At 68.6% G+C, this 17,586-nt stretch carries 14 protein-coding genes; 4 read left to right on the forward strand and 10 right to left on the reverse strand.

The features are described from left to right. Positions 1 to 226: 226 nt before the first annotated feature. The 3 genes from VKA86_00805 to VKA86_00815 form a co-directional block, all read right to left on the reverse strand. Positions 227 to 1,033: a FlgD immunoglobulin-like domain containing protein gene (locus VKA86_00805; GenBank protein HKK69724.1), complete on the reverse strand. Its 807-nt coding sequence runs from the start codon at positions 1,031 to 1,033 to the stop codon at positions 227 to 229. Positions 1,034 to 1,433: 400 nt separating this feature from the next. Continuing rightward, positions 1,434 to 4,505, reverse strand: coding sequence for an efflux RND transporter permease subunit (locus tag VKA86_00810; GenBank protein HKK69725.1), 3,072 nt, complete (start codon positions 4,503 to 4,505; stop codon positions 1,434 to 1,436). Positions 4,506 to 4,523: 18 nt separating this feature from the next. Next, positions 4,524 to 5,690, reverse strand: a complete 1,167-nt coding sequence (locus VKA86_00815) for an efflux RND transporter periplasmic adaptor subunit (protein ID HKK69726.1) — start codon at positions 5,688 to 5,690, stop codon at positions 4,524 to 4,526. 201 nt (positions 5,691 to 5,891) lie between these two features. Between VKA86_00815 and VKA86_00820 the strand changes: the two genes are divergently transcribed. Further along, the gene (locus VKA86_00820; GenBank protein HKK69727.1) at positions 5,892 to 6,770 is read left to right on the forward strand and encodes a hypothetical protein; all 879 of its coding nucleotides are present in this window, start codon (positions 5,892 to 5,894) and stop codon (positions 6,768 to 6,770) included. Here VKA86_00820 and VKA86_00825 read toward each other — a convergent pair. The 7 genes from VKA86_00825 to VKA86_00855 form a co-directional block, all read right to left on the reverse strand. Then, positions 6,767 to 7,270 (reverse strand): hypothetical protein, encoded by a 504-nt coding sequence (locus VKA86_00825; protein ID HKK69728.1) that lies wholly within the window; start codon positions 7,268 to 7,270, stop codon positions 6,767 to 6,769. The genes VKA86_00820 and VKA86_00825 overlap by 4 nt on opposite strands. A gap of 109 nt (positions 7,271 to 7,379) precedes the next feature. Continuing rightward, a complete protein-coding gene (locus tag VKA86_00830; protein ID HKK69729.1) occupies positions 7,380 to 8,075 on the reverse strand; it encodes a polysaccharide deacetylase family protein in 696 nt (231 codons plus the stop codon). Next, complete coding sequence (locus VKA86_00835; GenBank protein HKK69730.1) at positions 8,075 to 9,490, reverse strand: lysophospholipid acyltransferase family protein; 1,416 nt, start codon at positions 9,488 to 9,490, stop codon at positions 8,075 to 8,077. The genes VKA86_00830 and VKA86_00835 overlap by 1 nt, the downstream gene beginning before the upstream one ends. A gap of 73 nt (positions 9,491 to 9,563) precedes the next feature. Then, positions 9,564 to 10,592, reverse strand: a complete 1,029-nt coding sequence (locus VKA86_00840) for a serine hydrolase (protein ID HKK69731.1) — start codon at positions 10,590 to 10,592, stop codon at positions 9,564 to 9,566. 70 nt (positions 10,593 to 10,662) lie between these two features. Beyond that, a complete protein-coding gene (locus VKA86_00845) occupies positions 10,663 to 11,112 on the reverse strand; it encodes a hypothetical protein (protein HKK69732.1) in 450 nt (149 codons plus the stop codon). A 9-nt stretch (positions 11,113 to 11,121) separates the two neighbouring features. Further along, the gene (locus tag VKA86_00850; protein ID HKK69733.1) at positions 11,122 to 11,547 is read right to left on the reverse strand and encodes a hypothetical protein; all 426 of its coding nucleotides are present in this window, start codon (positions 11,545 to 11,547) and stop codon (positions 11,122 to 11,124) included. A gap of 186 nt (positions 11,548 to 11,733) precedes the next feature. Then, the gene (locus VKA86_00855) at positions 11,734 to 12,678 is read right to left on the reverse strand and encodes a sigma-54 dependent transcriptional regulator (GenBank protein HKK69734.1); all 945 of its coding nucleotides are present in this window, start codon (positions 12,676 to 12,678) and stop codon (positions 11,734 to 11,736) included. Positions 12,679 to 13,007: 329 nt separating this feature from the next. Between VKA86_00855 and VKA86_00860 the strand changes: the two genes are divergently transcribed. The 3 genes from VKA86_00860 (at position 13,008) to VKA86_00870 (ending at position 17,513) form a co-directional block, all read left to right on the forward strand. Next, the gene (locus VKA86_00860) at positions 13,008 to 14,087 is read left to right on the forward strand and encodes a FlgD immunoglobulin-like domain containing protein (protein ID HKK69735.1); all 1,080 of its coding nucleotides are present in this window, start codon (positions 13,008 to 13,010) and stop codon (positions 14,085 to 14,087) included. Between the two features lie 150 nt (positions 14,088 to 14,237). After that, a complete protein-coding gene (pheA, locus tag VKA86_00865) occupies positions 14,238 to 15,338 on the forward strand; it encodes a prephenate dehydratase (GenBank protein HKK69736.1) in 1,101 nt (366 codons plus the stop codon). Between the two features lie 108 nt (positions 15,339 to 15,446). Then, on the forward strand, positions 15,447 to 17,513 hold the full coding sequence (locus VKA86_00870) for an ATP-binding protein (protein HKK69737.1): 2,067 nt from the start codon (positions 15,447 to 15,449) through the stop codon (positions 17,511 to 17,513). Positions 17,514 to 17,586 lie beyond the last annotated feature (73 nt).

Below are 17,586 nucleotides of genomic sequence, written 5' to 3' on the forward strand. Positions count from 1 at the left end.
CTGCGCCGCCGGTGCCATCAGCGCGAGCATCAGCACGGCGGCGGTCAGAGTTCGGAGTTGGATTCTCATGGTGTCTCCAGGATCCTCCCGTGAGGGGTTTCGGGTTCATCGCTCCACGTGGAGCGCGCACGTGATGTGACCGCCGGGAAGGGTCACGAGGTGGGAGCCTCGTTCGGAGTGTGGCGCAGGTCCGTTCGACCGGATGGAACCTCCTCGGAAGTTTCGTTCAGCGAACGAGGACCAGGCGCGAGAGGGCTTCGCCGCGGGTCGTGCGCAGACGGGCGAAGTAGAGGCCGCTGCCGACGGTGTTCCCCTGCGCGTCGCGCCCGTCCCAGCGGACCCGGGCGGGTCCGGCGGGGAGGCGGCGGTCGAGCAGGGTGTCGACACGGCGGCCGCTGGTGTCGAAGAGCACCAGCGACACGGGTCCGGGCTCCGGCAGGTCGAAGCGGAGTTCGGTGGCCGGATTGAAGGGATTGGGCACGGCGTTCAGCTCGAGAGGGCGACCGGCCGGAGGCGCGTCGGTCGTGGCGTTCACGGCGATCACCAGGAAGTCGTCGAAACGGGTCTCGACGAGTTCACCCGCGTCGTAGGCCTGGGTGCCGTCCGTGAGCGAGATCACGCCCCAGCCCGACGTGTCGAGGGCACGGAAACCGAGCGTGTACGTGCGGCCGGGGCCGGTCAGGGACAGGCCGGCGCACAGCACCACGTGGCTCACGCGCACGCGGCTCGAGTCGCCGTCGTCGCCGATGTTCAGGAAGCGCAGTCCGCAGGCCTCGGTGAACAGGGGACCCTCGCCGTTGGCGGGCGGATCCGGGATCACGGGCTCGAAGAACGTGGAATCGAACGAGAAGATCGCGTCGTAGCCGTTGAACGGATCGCCGGACTCGGTGACCTCGACGGACACCATCACGGTGTCGCCCGTGGCGAGCGACGTGCGATCGCCCACGAGACCGAAGGTCACGTCGGCGACGGCAGGCGGCGCCGCCAGGAGGACGATCAGGAGGGCGAGAACGGTCGGGCGTCGGGGGCGCACGACTCCTCTTCCGGTTCGGACGAAACGTCGGGACCGAGCGTATCCGTCGTTCGAATCGTAGAGCGCCGCTCAGAGGGTACGGATCGGCGCACTCGGGTGGGAGCCTCGAGTGCTCCGAGGGTGGCAGGTCGTTGCGCACCAGCGAAGCGACTAGATCCTAGACAGCTTCGGAGGCGCGCGTCAACCCGATCCGTCCGACATCACGTTCTTGTCGGGCGGAGACCGTTGGTGTTCGTGTCATCGGACCGCGTGAGTTCGAACAGAGTTCGCAAACGTGGGTTGGCTGCCTCACGTCTGTCCAACATCACGCTGAACACGGCCGGTGCGAAGAGGGGCCTGTACGCACGGTCGCCGGATTCCGCGGCGCGGCACGCGCCCAGGCACGCGTCAAGTCACGCGCCTAGGCCCGAGCCTGCCCGCGCAACTGGTGGATCCCGATGTACGCGGTCGGGATCACCACCAGCGTGATCAGCGTCGACACGGTCAGCCCCCCGATCACCGCGCGGGCCAGCGAAGCCTGGATCTCCCCGCCGGCACCGCCGCCGATCGCCAGCGGCAGCATGCCGAGCAGCGTGGTCAGCGTGGTCATCAGGATCGGCCGCAGGCGCAGCCGCGCCGCTTCGAGCACGGCGTCACGCACGCCCAGCTCCTGTTCACGGCGCATCAGGTTGATGTAGTCGACCAGCACGATCGCGTTGTTCACCACGATCCCGATCAACATGACGATGCCCATCAGGCTCTGCACGTTCAGCGAGGTGCCCGTCAACAGCAGCGTGGGCACCACCCCGACCAACGCCATCGGCACCGACAACATGACGATGAGCGGATCGAGGAAGCGCTCGAACTGCGCGGCCATGACCATGTAGATCAGGATCACGGCCATGGCGATCGACAGCAGGAAGTCGCGTCGGGCCTCCTGCTGCTCCTCGTACTCGCCGCCGTAGAGGATCGAGAAGCCCGAGGGTAGGGTCATGTCGCGCAGGCGGCCGCGCAGGTCCTCGATCACGTTGCCCAGAGCCGCGCCGCTCTCCAGGTTGGCGGTGATGTAGGTCACGCGCTGGCCATCGACACGATCGATGTCGGTGGGACTGCGCCGGCGTTCGGTCTCGACCACGCTGGACACCGGCATGGTCTGGCCGTTCGCGCTGCGCACGGACACGTTGGCCAGATCCTGGGTGGTGAGGCGGTCCTCGGCCTGCAAGCGCACGGTGATGGGGAATTCCTCGCCGCCCTCGCGGAACACACCCGCGCGGCCGCCGCCCACGTTGGTCTGCACGATCTCGGCGATCTCGCGCACCGACATGCCCAGGTTGGCCACCTTGTCACGGTCGATGATCAGGTTCTGCTCGGGACGCCCCTCGCGTCGACTCACGCGCGCGTCGGCGACCTCGGGGATGCCCTGCATGACCTGCACGATGTCCTTCGCGATGCGGTCGGCCAGCTCGAGGTCGTAGCCGCGCAGCTCGAGCTGGACGGCCGAGCCGTCCCCCGAACCGAACAGGCGGCGCAGCATCCACAGGCCGGACTGCGCGCGCACGCGGATGTCGGCGCCGGGGATCCGTCCCTGCACCCGACGGCGGATCTCGTCGGCGATCAGGTAGCTGTCGGTGTCGCGCTCGTCTGCGCCGAGCAGGGCGAGTTCCACCTCGGCGTCGCCGGGGCGGATCTCGATCGTCATGTTCTTCACCTGGTCCATGGGCGTGGCCTCCTGCACCAGGCGTTCGAGTTCGTGCAGGTACTCGTTGACCACGGCGATGTTCGTGCCCTGGGCCATCTCGAGCTCGACGTCGATCTCGTCGGCGTCGGTCTGTGGGGCCAGCTCCACCGGGAGCAACGGCCACAGGTAGATCGCGCCGGCGAGCAGGGCCAGGGTCAGGCCGAAGACCACGATCTTGTGGCGCACCACGTGCTGCATGCCGCCCGCGTAGGCGTTCTCCACACGGTTGAACCACGCGCCCACCCGCCGGTGCCGCACGGCCTGCGCGCCCACGGTGCCGGTGGCGCCTACGGTGAGCATGCGGCTCGACAGCATGGGCACCAGGGTCAGCGCCACGAGCAGCGAACACAGCAGCGCGAAGACCACCACCAGGGCCAGCTCGCGGAAGAGCATGCCCGAGATGGTCTGCATGAAGAGAACGGGCAGGAAGATCACCGACGTGGTGAGTGTCGACGCGATGATCGCGCCCGACACCTGTCTGGTTCCCACCAGCGCGCTCTCGTCGAGCGGTCGCCCGCGCTCGCGCTGGCGCACGATGTTCTCGAGCACCACGATCGCGTTGTCGACGATCAGTCCGATTCCCAGCGCCAGGCCGCCGAAGCTCATCTGGTTCAGCGTGAGCCCGTTGAAGTACAGCAGTGCGAAGGTGGCGATCAGCGAGATCGGAATGGACAGGGCGATGATGAACGTGGTCGATCCGTTGCGCAGGAACACGTACAGCACCAGGATCGCGAGCAGTCCGCCCCACAGGGCCGCCTTCTGCACGTTGTCGATCGAGTTCTGGATGAAGTCGCTCTGGTCGATGATCATCATCAACTCGATGTCGTCGCGCTCGGCATTGATGCGTTGCATCACCTCACGCGCCTCGGCGGCCACCGCCACGGTGTTCGCGCCCGACTGCTTGCGCACGCCCATGCGCACCATGGGCCGGCCGTCGATCTGCACCAGGCGCGAGACGTCCTCGTAGCCGTCGACCACCTCGGCCACGTCGCGCACGCGGATGGGCCGGCCGTCGACCATGGTGACGATGGTGTCGGCGATCTGGTCGAGCGACTGGAATTCGCCCTGCGTGCGCACGTACATGTCGCGCAGGCCCTCGCGCATGTCTCCGCCCGGCAGGGTGACGTTCTCGCGCCGCAGGGCCTCCTGCACGTCGGCCGCGGTCAGCCGGCTCGAGGCCAGACGATCGCGCTTCAGGCGGATCTGGATCTCGCGGTACACGCCGCCCCAGATGTCCACCGAGCCGGCGCCGGGGATCTGTTCGAAGCGCTGGGCGATCTCGCGCTCGAGGATTCGCGTGAGTTCCTCCATGTCGCGCTCGGAACGCGCGCCCAGGACCACCACGGGGAAGTTGTCGGGGTCGAACTTCCACAATCGCGGCGATTCGACCTCGGGCGGCAGGTCGTCGCGGATCCGGTCGAGCGCGGCGCGGACGTCGTTGGCCGCAGCGTCGACGTTCGTCCCCTGCGTGAACTCCAGGGTCACGCGGCTGCGCCCCTCCGACGAGCCCGAACGGATCTCCTCGACGTTCGGCACACCGGCCAGGGCGTTCTCGACCTCATCGGTGATGATCCGCTCGATCTCCTCGGGGCCCACGTTCGGATAGTTTGTGGCCACGGTGAGCTGCGGGTACTCGATGGGCGGCAGCAGGTCGACGGGCAGGAAGCGGAAGCCCATGACGCCCAGCACGATCACGATCAGGAACACCATGGCGGTGGCGATCGGGCGGCGGACGGCGGTCTGGGTGATCTGCATCGATTCGCCTCTCCGCGCTCAGTCCGACGCCGTGCGCTCGATGACCTCACGCATGAGGTCCTCGCGCTGCAGGCGTTGCAGGTGTTCCACGCGCTCCCAGCGGATCGGCCGCACGCGGGCCTCGGGGCTCTCGCCGTCGAGCAGGTTCTGCCCCATGGTCACCACCCACTGGCCCGGCTCGATGCCCGGGATGGCGGCCTCCATGTGGCCCTCGGCGATCGGAGGCGTCGGGACGAACTCGAAGGCGACCGGCTCGCTCAGCGGACCGGGACGCTCGATGCCCATCTCGTCGACGGGCACCTCGCCGAAGTCGTGGCCGGTGACGTAGACGCCCACGTTGCCGGTGGTGGGGTCCTCGTACAGGGCGCTGATCGGCACCAGGGTGGCCTGCTCGCTCTCGCCGTAGTGGATGTCGACGGTCACGAACATGCCGGGCTTGAGGCGGCGATCGGCATTGGGCATGTCGATCTCGGCCTCGGTGCTGTGCGCCACCGGGTGCAGGAAGGGCGAGATGCGCGACAGGCGGGCCTCGGCCGCCGCGTCGCCCACACGGACCACCGCGCGCTGGCCCTCTTCGATGTAGGCGAGCATGCGGTCGGTCAGCATGACCTGCACGCGCACGCTGTCGAGCTGGCCGATGGTGAACACCTGCGTGTTCGGGTTCACCAGCATGCCGACCTCGACCTCGCGGCTGCCGACCACGCCGGTGATGGGGGCGCGGATCACCGTCCGGGCGAGATTCTCCGCGGCCTCCTCGGCCATCGCCAGGGCCTGTTCGACCCGGGCCTCGGCGAGGGCGACCTCGGCCTCGGCCGACGCGGCGCGGGCCTCCACGGTCTCGAGTTCGGCCTGGCTGCCGAGTTCGCGTTCGTCGAGCGAGCGGGCTCGCTCGAGGGCCGAGCGCGCCTCCCGGACCTGGGCTTCCGCGCGCTGCAACTGCGCGAGAGCGATCCGGTGGTCGGCCCGCGCCTGCTTCAGGCGCTCGCGGACGTCGGTGTCGCGGATCCGCACCAGTGGCTGCCCGGCCTCGACCTCGTCGCCGTTCTGGACGAGGACGGCGGTCACCACCCCCGTGATCTCGGGCTGGATCGACACCTGGTTGCGGGCCTCGACCACCCCGCTCAGCCGCTGCGTCAGGGGCAGCGAGCCGTGGCGGGCCTCGACGGCCTCGACGGAGGGATACACGCGCGGCGGGGCTTCCTCGGAGGAAGTTCCATCACCACAAGCGCTTACGAAGACGAGGAGGAGGCCCAGCACGGCCCCTCGGATCGTGGACGAGATGGCGAGGTCCTTCTTGCAAAGGGGGATTGATTGTTCCAACAATGACATCGAACGTTTCGAACGGCCACCCGGCCTGGATGCCGCCGCTCCGAGAGGACTCCGATCGTGCCCCGTGTCGCCTACCTGAGCATGGATCGCCTGGACGGTTTCTTCGTCTACGACGCCCTCACCCACGAGCCCCTGGCCGCGCGGGGGATCGAGGTCGAGACGATCCCGTGGCGCCGTCCGGACGTGGACTGGGATCGCTTCGACGCCGTGGTCATCCGGTCGACCTGGGACTACCAGGACGATCCGGAGGCCTTCCTCGCCTCGCTGCGGCGGATCGACGCATCGGGGGCCGAGCTGTTCAACCCGCTCGAGGCGGTGCGCTGGAACCTCGACAAACACTACCTGCGCGATCTCCGCGAGGCCGGAGTGGCCGTGGTCGACACGCGTTTCGTCACCTCTCCGGGCGAAACCGACCTCGACCGGGCCTTCCGCAGATTCGGCACGACGGAGATCGTCGTCAAACCGACGGTGAGTGCCAACGCCGACCACACGTACCGTGTCCACGTCGACGACGCGTCCGCGATGCGGGCGGTGACCGCAGCCCTGCGCGGCCGCGACGCCATGATCCAGCCCTTCCTGCCCGCCATCGCGACCGAAGGGGAGTTCTCGCTCTTCTACTTCGACGACGCCTACAGCCACTCGGTCCTCAAGACCCCGGTCGAGGGGGACTTCCGGGTGCAGGAGGAGCACGGTGGGCGCTTGGCCGCGGTCGAGCCCGAGCCCGCCCTGCGCGCCGCCGCCGATCGGGCACGGACCGCCCTGCCCGGCGATCTGCTCTACGCGCGCGTCGACTTCGTGCGCACCGGCGGCGGCTTCGAACTCATGGAGGCCGAGCTGATCGAGCCCTCGCTCTACTTCGAACTCGACGAACGATCCGCCGGACGGTTCGCGGCGGCTCTCGCGCGGCGGATCGGCGGCACGTCGTCAGCGCCCTAGAGGGTCTCGATCACCAGCCAGTTCTCGATCCGGTCCTCGATCTCGCGTTCCGGTGAGACCAGGACCAGGTCGTAGGGCCAGGCCACCCGCCAGTGATCGCCTTCGGGCAGTCGGCGGGCGTCGAACAGTACGCGGATCTCGTCGTTCATGTCGTGCGGCTGCACTGCCGTCGACCGGATCGTGCCGTGCCACGTACGCTCGCCGATGCCTTCGATCAGTCGGGTCATCTCGTCCGCGGTCGGCACCCGCTCGGACGGTTCCAGCGTCATGTGCTCGTGGGGCTCGAGGTGGCTGCGGCTGTCGAGCACCCATTCGACGAGAACGCCGCCACAGGTCGCCGGATCCTCGATCGTCACGTGGGGCATGCCAGCCGGTGCGACCTCCAGGGCCACGCCCTGCGGCTCGAAGGCCGGATCGCGCATCACGTGGATCTTCAGGACGGCGTTCGGGTGCAGGTCCAGGAGCGACTCCGAGAACACGTCGTCGTACGCGCGGGACATGGCGGACCTCCTCTGCCTCGGGGGCGAGGGCCCGTCCGGTCGGGGCCCGGCGGGCCCGCATTCACCATTTGAACACGTTTCGAAGGCCGAGTGTGCCCGCAGCGACTGATCAATTGGCATCAGGCGTCGTATCCGCCGTCGGATCGGGCGATTCCGTCATCTGTCCCACGGTGAGGAAGCGCACGCCGTCGGCGAGCAGCTCGTCGGTGAGGCGATCGACCGCCTCGAGCGTGTTCGCCCGGCTCACGCCGTCGCGCCAGCCGCCGTCGTGGAAGATCAGGATCGCGCCGTCGGTCAGGCGCGGACGGACGCGATCGAGGATCACGTCGACGGGAGGCTGCCGCGAGTCGCGCGGATGCACGCTGCCGATCACCGGCACGTAGCCCAGTTCGTCGAGATGGTCGAGCGTGCGGTGCGAGAACCACCCCATGGGAGGCCGCAGGAATCGCGGCTTCTCGCCGGTGATCGCGCGGATCGCGTGCTCCGCACGCAGGACCTCGCGGCGGACCAGCCTTCGGGGCAGCAACGGCAGGGGCCAGTGGCTGTCGGTGTGGTTGGCGAGTTCGTGGCCTTCCTCGTGCGCGCGGCGCGCGATCTCGGGATGCCGTCGCACCTGGCGCCCGAGGACGAAGAACGTGGCGGGAACGTTCTTGCGGGCCAGGATGTCGAGCAGCTCCGGCGTGTTCCGCGGATTGGGCCCGTCGTCGAAGGTCAGGGCCACGCAGCCCTCGCGCTCGGGGACCGAACACAGGAACAGTTCGCTGAGGTAGCGCTGGACCGGTTCGACGTGCAGCAGCGAGGGCATCAGGCGTGTCCTTCATCTTCGTGGCGGGATTCGGCGACCGGTTCGGTGGTACGCCCGGTATGGGCCAGGTGTTCCTCGAGGGCCGCGTCCATGGCCCGGATGATCTCACGCCGCAGGTCGAGCACCCGCTGCACCACCAGCCGCCGGGTACTCTGCAGGTAGGCCCAGCGCAGGTGGCGTCGGCGCCGGACCAGGCTGCCCACGTACCAGCGCGTGAAAATCCCCGCCGGTGGCAGACTCGCCATGAAGAGGATCTGTCCCACCGTGCCGAAGTGCTCCAGCGCGAAGGCGAACCAGGCCGCGTAGAAGGCCACGAACAGCACCGTTCCCACCAGTAGCTGCGACCAGTGGATCTTGGTGAGGTCGCGGGTGATCATCCGTGCGACGATTCCCGTCAGCTTGTACGGGATGTAGTTCCACAGGGCACCCCATGCCGCCACCGGCAGGCCCAGGACGAACACCACCGCCAGGCGCACGGCCTCGCCGCGGAAGCTCGACGGTTCGTCGCGCACGATACGATCGGGCAGGCGGAGCCGGTCGAGTCGTCGGTGGTACTCGGCCAGCAGCTCCTTCACGTTCCAGATCACCTCGGGCCGGATCCGGTAGAAGTGATCGGTGGCCCGGGCGATCTCGCGCGACAGCTTCAGCTCGCGTTCGAAGCGGCTGTGGCCGGGGATCTCCAGTCCCTCGCGGGCGAGCAGTTCTCCCGCGTACACGCGCTCGACCTGCCGGACCAGATCGTCCAGTTCCTGGCGCCGCACGTCGACCACCTGGTGGCGGATGCGTTCCTGCAGGCGGTCGGTCAGCGCGTGGACGGTGGGCTCGGGGTCGACGCGGTAGTCGTCGGCCACGTCGCGCACCACGATCGGCTCGCCGAAGGTCACGAGCACACGGCTGCGGAAGTTCAGGGCGCTCTGGAAGCTCAGTCCCACCGGGACGATGGTCACGCCCAGCGAGAAGTCGTGGTGGTCCTCGGTCTGCAGGGCGATCCGCACCGTTCCCGTCTTGAAGCGCTGCACGCGCCGTTCCTGCGCGCTGGTGCCCTCGGGGAAGATCCCGATGCAACCGCCGTGGGCCAGGACGTCTCGGCAGGCGGCGAAGGTCTGCTCGTTGCGGGTGCGCGCGTCCTGCACGTCGGTGGACCGGTGCACCGGGATCGCCCCTCCGCTCTCGAGCAGGAAGCGCAGGACCGGGTTCGCGAACAGCCCGCTGTGCGCCACGTAGTGCACGATCCTCCGCGAGGCGAGGCCCAGGATCATGGCGTCGGTGATCGACTGCGGATGGTTGGCGGCCAGGATCACCGGCCCCCGCGCCGGCACGTTCTCGGCCCCGACGACCTCGATCCGGCGGAAGTAGACGCCGGCGATCAGACGCGCCAGCGTGCGCAGGAAGGGATACAGGACGGGTCGACTCACACGGACCACCGGGCTCGCGGCATCGGAGGACGAACGCCGCGAGCATAGCAGATGTCTCGGTGCGGACCGGACCTCAGGGCGTGGCGGGGCGACGGATCGCGCCCAGGACGTGGCGTACCAGCAATTCGTCGAGCGTGCGGGTCATGCGTCCGCGTCCGCCGGGGCCGAGATCGGCGGTGGTCACCACCACCAGGCCGGGTTCGGGCAACACGAAGATCCGTTGCCCGCCGTGACCCCAGGCGTAGTGCACCGGAGTCCCCGCGATGCGTCGGTACCACCAGAAGTAACCGTAGCCGAAGCCGTTCCAGTGCGAGCGTGTCCGCGGACGCCAGGCCCGTTCGACCCAGCCGGTGGGGAGCACGCGCCGTCCGTCGTACTCTCCGCGGGCCAGGTGCAGCCGCCCGAAGCGGAGCATCTGTCGCGGTGTCATCGACAGGTTGTTGCCCCCGAAGTCGTGTCCCTGGGGATCGCGGTCCCAGTGGACGCCCTGCACCCCGATCGGTCCGAACAGATGGCGGGCCGCGTACACGCTCGGTCGCACGCCGGTCGCGCGTTCGAGGATCACGCTCACCAGGTGCGAGGCACCCGTGCTGTAGCGCATCGTCGTGCCGGGTTCGAACTCCATGGGCATGCGCAGTTGACCGCGCACCCAGTCCGAGCCGGCGACCCAGGCGCCGTAGTTGTAGAAGCTCGTGGTCTCGAGTCCGCTGCGCATGGTCAGCAGGTCCTCGAGCGTGATGCGCGCGCGGGGGTCGTCCTCGAGCAGGTCGGAGTGTTCGGGGAACCACCGCGCGACGGGTGTGTCGAGCGGCGGAAGGTCGCCCCGGTCGAGCGCGATTCCCACCAGGGCGGCGAGCACGCTCTTCGACACCGACTTCACGTTCTCGACGCGGTCCGGGCCGCCGCCACGCCAGTAGCCCTCGGCCAGCACCGAGTCGCGATCGGCGATCACGATCGAGGTCAGCGGCGGATGATCGTTCCCGAAACGCAGCGCCGACGAGAAGTCGACGTGGCGTGGATCGGTCCACACGTCCACCGTGGGCGCGGCGGAAGCGGGCGCTGCGGTGAGCGCGAGCAAGAGGACGGTGGTGACGAGGCGCAAGGTGGACGTGGGGGAGGCAGGCGAGGATTGTACGTCGTTCGCCTGCCTCCGGGTTCCCGGATGCGCTCGCTCAGTCGGTCTCGCCGGAGACGAGATCGGTGACGGTCCGCTCGATCGCCGACAGCTCGGTCCAGAGTTGCGACAGGGCGATGGTCCCGTCCTGGTCGATCACGAAGGCCGCGTTGGGCGCGGTACCGTAGGTGCACCACACGGGGTTCGTGATGGGGTCGGGCGGGGCGGAGTCGATCAGCATGAGCGGATCGTTCGCCATCTGGTTGAGGATTCGCTGGGCGTGGGACCGGCGTTCGGACCAGGTGTAGGCCTGACCGACGTCGCCGTAGGCGGTGCCGGTGCCGTCGGGGAGCTCGTCGTCGGTCCAGCGGGCGTAGGGCGTGGGGTCGGGCAGGGCCGGGTGCGCCTCGATCGTGTACACGTGGACGATGTGCACGGCTTCGTCGAAGCGGCGGCCGTCGGGGAGTTCGCGCATTGCGAACTGGTCGAGCTCGGGCACGCGAGCCATGTAGATCGGTCAGGTGAAACTGCCGAGCACGAGGAGCACGGGCCGTTCGTCCAGGAGTGTGGCGAGTGAGCGTTCCTCTCCCGCCATGTCGCGGAGGGTGAAGTCGACGGCCGGCTCGCCACTCCGACGGAAGATCTGGATCTCGGCCGCGTTGCCGCGTCCGAAGTCGCGCTCGGGCCAACCGAACGATCCCTCGGTGAGATGCGTTTCGTCGAGAAGGTTCTCGGGCCACTCGGTGGTCGGATCCTCGCTGCCCGGATCCTGCGGGTCGTCGGGCAGGGATGGGTCGTCGTCACCGCCGGGATCCTCGGTCACGGGAGGATCCGTCGTGGTCGTGTCGGGGCCCGTCGGGTCGTCACTCGAACAACCCGCGAGCCAGATCATCGAACACAGGAGCAGGATGGCAGCGGTGCGGACGGTTGCCGCGGTGTGCATACGGTCGGGAGCCTTTCGTTCGTCGTCTTCGTCGTCCCCATTGTTGACTACGAACGAAACCGACCTCGACAACAGTGTGATTCGGTGAGACGACCACCCGCTCGTCCCACGAGGTCGCGAGCGCGCGATGGTGCGACGTTCCACACCGTGGTGCGTGTTCCTACGAAGGCATGAGGGAATTCCGCATCATTCCTGCGCCTCGTGCTCTGCCTCGTCGAGCCGATAACGGCGGATCTTCGTCTGCAGGGTGCGTCGGCCGATTCCGAGCGCGACCGCGGCACGCGTGCGGTTGCCGCCGAAGTACCTCAGTGCGCGCGCGATCGCGACACGTTCGGCGGTTTCGAGGGTCATGACCGTGTGGTCTCCTTGGTGGGGGGAACTCGGGAGCAGACGGTCGAGGTGCCGTGGCAGGATCACCGGTGCGTCGAACACCACCAGTCGTTCGGCGAGATTGCGGAGCTCGCGCACGTTGCCCGGCCAGTCGTGGGACAGCAGTCGCGTGATCGTGGCATCGGCCAGCGTCGGGGGTCGAACGGCCAGACGCAGAGCAGCCCGGCCGAGGAAGAAGCCGAGCAGAGCGGGAAGATCCTCCAGGTGCTCACGCAGAGGGGGGACCTCGATGGTCAGGACTTCCAGGCGATAGTAGAGATCTGCACGGAAGTGGCGCTCGGACACCCGCTCTTCGAGCGGTTGGTTGGTGGCGGCCAGCAACCGGGCACGGTTCCGTTGTGCGCGCGGCGATCCGACCCGATGGAAGGACTGGTTCTCGACGACGCGAAGGATCTTGGCCTGCAGGCCGAGATGCAGGTCTCCGATCTCGTCGAGCAGGAGCGTGCCTCCGGCCGCGGACTCGAAGAATCCTGCGTGGTCGGCGATCGCGCCGGTGAACGCGCCCCGCACGTGCCCGAAGAACTCGCTCTCCATGAGTTCGCTGGGCACGGCTGCACAGTTGGCCACGACGAAGGGTCCGGTCCGGCGGGCCGACTGGCGGTGGATGGCCCGCGCGATCAGTTCCTTGCCCGATCCCGTCTCACCGCGCACGAGGACGTTGACGTCGGTGCGGGCTGCGTCGCGCACCTGTCGCATGACGCGGGCGAGGCCGCGATCGGCACCGATGATCTCGGGGTCCACGACACAGGCTCCGATCCGCCCCGCACGATCCGAAGAAACCCCCAGGGCGTGCCGGCGCAACGGTACGTCTGCACCACGGATCGTCGTGGTCGACCGCGCAGCAAGAACGCATCGATGCGCAGGAAGTGCGCACCGGGCCGTCACGGAGGGGGCACCGGGGAGGCGGACCCATTGTGCGCACACGACATGTGGAACGCGGCCGCGCGGGCACTCGATCGGGCACGGCCGATGCCGTGGAGTCGGGGTCCCCGCGTCCGGTGCCGAGGGCCTCGTCTTCCACTGGTCCCAGACATCGCCGATGGTACCGGACCCCATTCGAGGAGCGCCCGATGTCCACACAAGGATTCCGGATCCGCGGGATCGTTCCGGGGCGGACACGCCCGGTGCTGGCCGCGGTTCTGACGACCGTTCTCTGCTTCTTGATCCACACCGGTGCCGATGCGTCCCTGCGCCGGTTGCACGTCGTGTGGGAGGACACCTTCGTCGACACCAGCGCCCGTGGCTGGGAGCTCGAGTCCTACACCCGTGGCGACATGATGGTCGTCACCGACGATCCCGGCGATGCCGTCAAGGTGGCCGGCGACGGCTACTTCCTGCGAGGAGAAAGCCCGAGCCACGACAACGGGGCCGGATTCCGTGCGACGTCGCCCACCTTCGACCAGATGGGTGTCGACATCGACGAACCCTACTCGATCCACTTCGAGTATCTCCTACCCTGGCAGGAGGCGTGCTGGACCTACGCCCTGGCTTCGAACCACGTGTCGCTGGTGGTCGCCACCTGCGACGTCGCGGCCGAACGGGGCTGGCTCGTTGCCGTCGACGAGTTGGCGGGAACGGAGGTGCCGCTGGGTCCGATCACGCTGGGTGCGTGGCACGCGATCGACGTGCTCGTCGAGCCCCGTCCCCTGCACCTGGGGGATGGCGTCGCCGACCTGACCGTTCGGGTCGACGGCGCGGTCGTGGGCCGGGTGCGGCGTCGAGAGAACATGGGATTCGATCGTCTGGTCTTCCAGGACCTGCCGGCGCGCATCGCCGACGCCACCGACCCTCCCGCGCTGTCCGGCTGCTTCGGCGGCGGCTGCTGGGACGACGTCCGTCTGTCGGTGCAGGTTCCGGCCGAAGGGTCCGAGCCCCGTGATCTGAACTTCCGCATGGAACCCAACCCCTTCAACCCCGTCACCACGCTTCGCTTCGAACTGCCGGAAGCCCTGCACGTGCGTGCGGTCGTCTATGCCCTGAACGGACGGCGCGTGGGAACGGTGTTCGAGGGATGGCTCCCCGTCGGGCCGCAGGTTCTGCCTTGGGACGGCACCGACTCCGACGGTCGCGCGATCGCCAGCGGGACCTACTTCGTGCGGGTGCACGCCGGTGATCACGTCGTGGTCCAGCGGGCCTCCGTGGTCCGCTGAGAGCCGAGGCCGGCCACGAGCGGAGGTGCCCCACGCCCGACCCTGTCCACTTCGTTCGACCGCCGGTCGGGGCCCCGTGATGCGCGACGATCGCGGGGCCTTCTCGTCCAGGGGCTGGGCGCCTGCGCGTCGGCACGGTACACTTCTGCGATGAACGACGACCGCGACCGCAAGACCGACCTCGGAGGCATCCGCGAACGCATCGATTCGATCGACGCGCGGATCCACGAACTGATCGCCGAACGTGCCCGTCTGGCCCAGCACGTGGGCGTGACAAAGCGCGAAGAGGGCACCGTGGCCTTCTTCCGGCCCGAGCGCGAGGCCCAGGTGCTCCGCGCCGTCGTCGAGCGCAACCGGGGACCGTTGACCGACCAGGAGATGGTCCGTCTCTTCCGCGAGATCATGTCGGCCTGTCTGTCCCAACAGGAACCGTTGAAGGTCGGATTCCTCGGCCCCGACGGCACCTTCTCGCACCAGGCCGTGCTCGAGCACTTCGGGCACTCCTGCCGCGCGTTGCCCATGGCCACGCTCGACGAGGTCTTCGGGGCGGTGCAGAGCGACGACGCCGACTTCGGAGTGGTGCCGATCGAGAACAGCGCGGCCGGCGTCGTGAGCCACACGCTCGACCTTTTCCTGGGGTCGCCGCTGAACATCTGCGGCGAGGTCCACATGCGCATCCGTCAGCATCTGATGGGTGCCATGGAACGCCTCGACGAGATCCGGCGCATCTGCGCCCACCCGCAGTCACTGGCCCAGTGCCGGGCCTGGTTGCGGCAGCACCTTCCCGATGTCGAGCTCGAGCAGGCGAGCAGCAACGCGGCCGGGGCACGCCGCGCCCGTGACGAGAGCGGGACCGCGGCCATCGCACCGGCTGCCGCGGCCGAGATCTACGGGCTGCGTGTCCTGTTCGACTCGATCGAGGACGAGAGCGACAACACCACGCGCTTCCTCGTCGTGGGACGGGATCTTCTCGAGCCGAGCGGCGCGGATCGCACCACGCTGCTGCTGAGCGGTGCCGAGACCGACCAGAGCGGGTCGCTGCACTCGCTGCTCGAGCCCCTGGCGCGTCACGGCGTGAACATGACCCGGATCGAGTCGCGTCCCTCGCGCCGCCGGTCCTGGCACTACGTGTTCTTCCTGGATCTCGACGGTCATGCCTCGGACCCGCCGGTGGCCGCTGCCCTCGCCGAGCTCGAGGAGCGCGCCGACCTGTTCCGGGTCCTGGGCGCCTACCCCAGGGCCGTCCTCTGATCGACCGCCGGCCGTGGGCCTGGTGTGCGCCTTGCAAACGCCTCTCTTCCGAAGTCACGATCGGTGCGCGGGCTCCCCGCACACGGGTGTACGAGCGGGATCGGCGGCATGGCCCTCCATTTTCCACGGTACGATTTCACCCCCCACCGCGGCAGCATGTTCCTGCTCGCGGCGTTCGTCGCGGTGGTCGGGCTCGACCTGTCCGGTGCCCTGGGCTCCGAGTCCGGGGTCGTGTCGACCTTCGCGTCGTCGATGCTGCGTCTGGCCACCGTCGTCCTGCTCGTGCGGGGCTATCGGGGATTCCGTGACGGCCGATTCCTGTTGCTGGCCGGGGTCTTCCTGCTGGCCGGTCTCCGGCAGTTCCTCAGCGGGATGTACCGGACCGGGCTCGAGATCCCCGGCTTCGGCGCGCTCGGGCCGGAGATCCCCGGATACCTGGTGTCGATCCTCGGCCTGCTGGCCGCGGTCCATCTGGTCGAGGTGTACCGCGCCGCGCGCGAACGCGAGGAATTCCAGCGCCGCCTCGAGGTCGAGAACGAGCGCTACCGGGGGATGTTCGAGGACAACACCGCGGTGAAGCTGCTGATCGATCCCGACGACGGTCGGATCGTCGACGCCAACGGTGCGGCGGCGGAGTTCTACGGCTGGAGTCGCGACGAACTGCTCCGCCTGCACATCCAGCAGGTCAATTGTCTGGCGCCGGCACAGGTCGAGGCCGAGATGCGGCGGGCGCGTGCATCGGGGCAGCATTGCTTCGAATTCCGCCACCGTCGGGCCGACGGCTCGATCCGCGACGTCGAGGTGCATTCGAGTCCGCTGCGTGTCGACGGGCGAGACCTGCTCTTCTCCATCGTGTTCGACGTGACGACCCGCAACGAAGCCGAGGCGGCCAACCGCCGGCTGATCGCGGCCTTCGAGGAACAGTCGCGCATGCTGGCCGCCGCTCGCACCGACGCCGACCGTGCCAACGTCAACAAGAGCGCGTTCCTGGCGAACATGAGCCACGAGATCCGGACGCCGATGACGGCGGTCCTGGGCTTCGCCGAAGCACTCGAGGATCCCGAACTCGAGGAATCGGAACGACGCGAAGCCGTCGCCACCATCCTCGACAGCGGCAACTACCTGCTCGAACTCGTCAACCAGATCCTCGACCTGGCCAAGGTCGAGTCCGGCAAGATCGAGATCGAACGGCACCCGATCGACATGGTGGCCTTCCTGCGCGGTCTGCGCGGACTGCTCGCCGGTCGCGCCCAGGACGCGGGCCTGGATCTGGACGTCGTGAGCGCCTCGCCCGTTCCGGAGCGGCTCACGGGGGACGAACTCAAGATCCGCCAGATCCTCGTCAACCTGCTGGCCAATGCGATCAAGTTCACCGAAGACGGAGGCGTGGTCCTGCGCGTTTCCTTCGACGAGGCGACGGAGTCCGTGGTCTTCGAGGTCGAGGACACCGGCCCCGGGATGAGACCGGCGGAGCTCGAGTGCGTGTTCGAGCCCTTCGAGCAGGCGTCGAGCGGGAAGAAGGGTGGCGGAACCGGCCTGGGCCTGCCGATCTCGCGTCGTTTCGCCGAGGCCATGGGCGGAACGCTGCACGTGGACAGCACACCCGGGCAGGGATCGGTCTTCACCCTGACCCTGCCCGTGGTGCTCGAGGAGGGTGGGGATCGGTTGGAGTCGGGCTGGACGCTGGACACCGGTCCCCCGTTGGTCGAGACGACCGATCCCGCCGACCGGACCGATCCCGCCGAGCCAGCCGTCGCCGACTCCGTCGAGGCCCACGTTCTGGTCGCCGACGACGTGGTGGCGAACCAGATGCTCGTCCGCCGTCTTCTGGAGCGTGCCGGTGCGCGGGTCGTGACGGTGAGTGACGGCCAGCAGGCGATCGACGCGGTCCGCGACGCGCATGGCCGCGACGATGGTTTCGACGTGGTCCTGATGGACGTCCAGATGCCTCGCATGGATGGCCTGGCCGCCACCGCGGTCCTCCGCGACGAGTTCCCCGCGCTGCCCGTCCTGGGTCTGACCGCGGGGGTGACCACCGCCGAGCGCGAAGCCCTCGAGGCGGCGGGAATGCGCGAGTGGTTGTCGAAACCGTTGCAGCGCGGGGAGTTGGTCGAGCGCGTGTGGTCGTGGACCACGACCGCGGACGCCTCGACCGACACGATCGACAGCGCCTGAGTCGACCGCGGTCCCGTCGCGGCGGAGACCACGGTTTCCGGCTATCCTGGAATCCTTCCCGACCCCGGACTCC

The sequence above is a fragment of the Candidatus Krumholzibacteriia bacterium genome (assembly GCA_035268685.1).
Taxonomy (GTDB): Bacteria; Krumholzibacteriota; Krumholzibacteriia; order JAJRXK01; family JAJRXK01; genus JAJRXK01.

What these genes read in the sequence shown, in the direction of transcription:
- pheA (HKK69736.1), top strand. Translation starts at nt 14,238, where the DNA reads ATGAACGACGACCGCGACCGCAAGACCGACCTCGGAGGCATCCGCGAA.
- VKA86_00860 (HKK69735.1), top strand. Translation starts at nt 13,008, where the DNA reads ATGTCCACACAAGGATTCCGGATCCGCGGGATCGTTCCGGGGCGGACA.
- VKA86_00830 (HKK69729.1), bottom strand. Translation starts at nt 8,075, where the DNA reads ATGCCCTCGCTGCTGCACGTCGAACCGGTCCAGCGCTACCTCAGCGAA.
- VKA86_00870 (HKK69737.1), top strand. Translation starts at nt 15,447, where the DNA reads ATGGCCCTCCATTTTCCACGGTACGATTTCACCCCCCACCGCGGCAGC.
- VKA86_00810 (HKK69725.1), bottom strand. Translation starts at nt 4,505, where the DNA reads ATGCAGATCACCCAGACCGCCGTCCGCCGCCCGATCGCCACCGCCATG.
- VKA86_00825 (HKK69728.1), bottom strand. Translation starts at nt 7,270, where the DNA reads ATGTCCCGCGCGTACGACGACGTGTTCTCGGAGTCGCTCCTGGACCTG.
- VKA86_00845 (HKK69732.1), bottom strand. Translation starts at nt 11,112, where the DNA reads ATGGCTCGCGTGCCCGAGCTCGACCAGTTCGCAATGCGCGAACTCCCC.
- VKA86_00850 (HKK69733.1), bottom strand. Translation starts at nt 11,547, where the DNA reads ATGCACACCGCGGCAACCGTCCGCACCGCTGCCATCCTGCTCCTGTGT.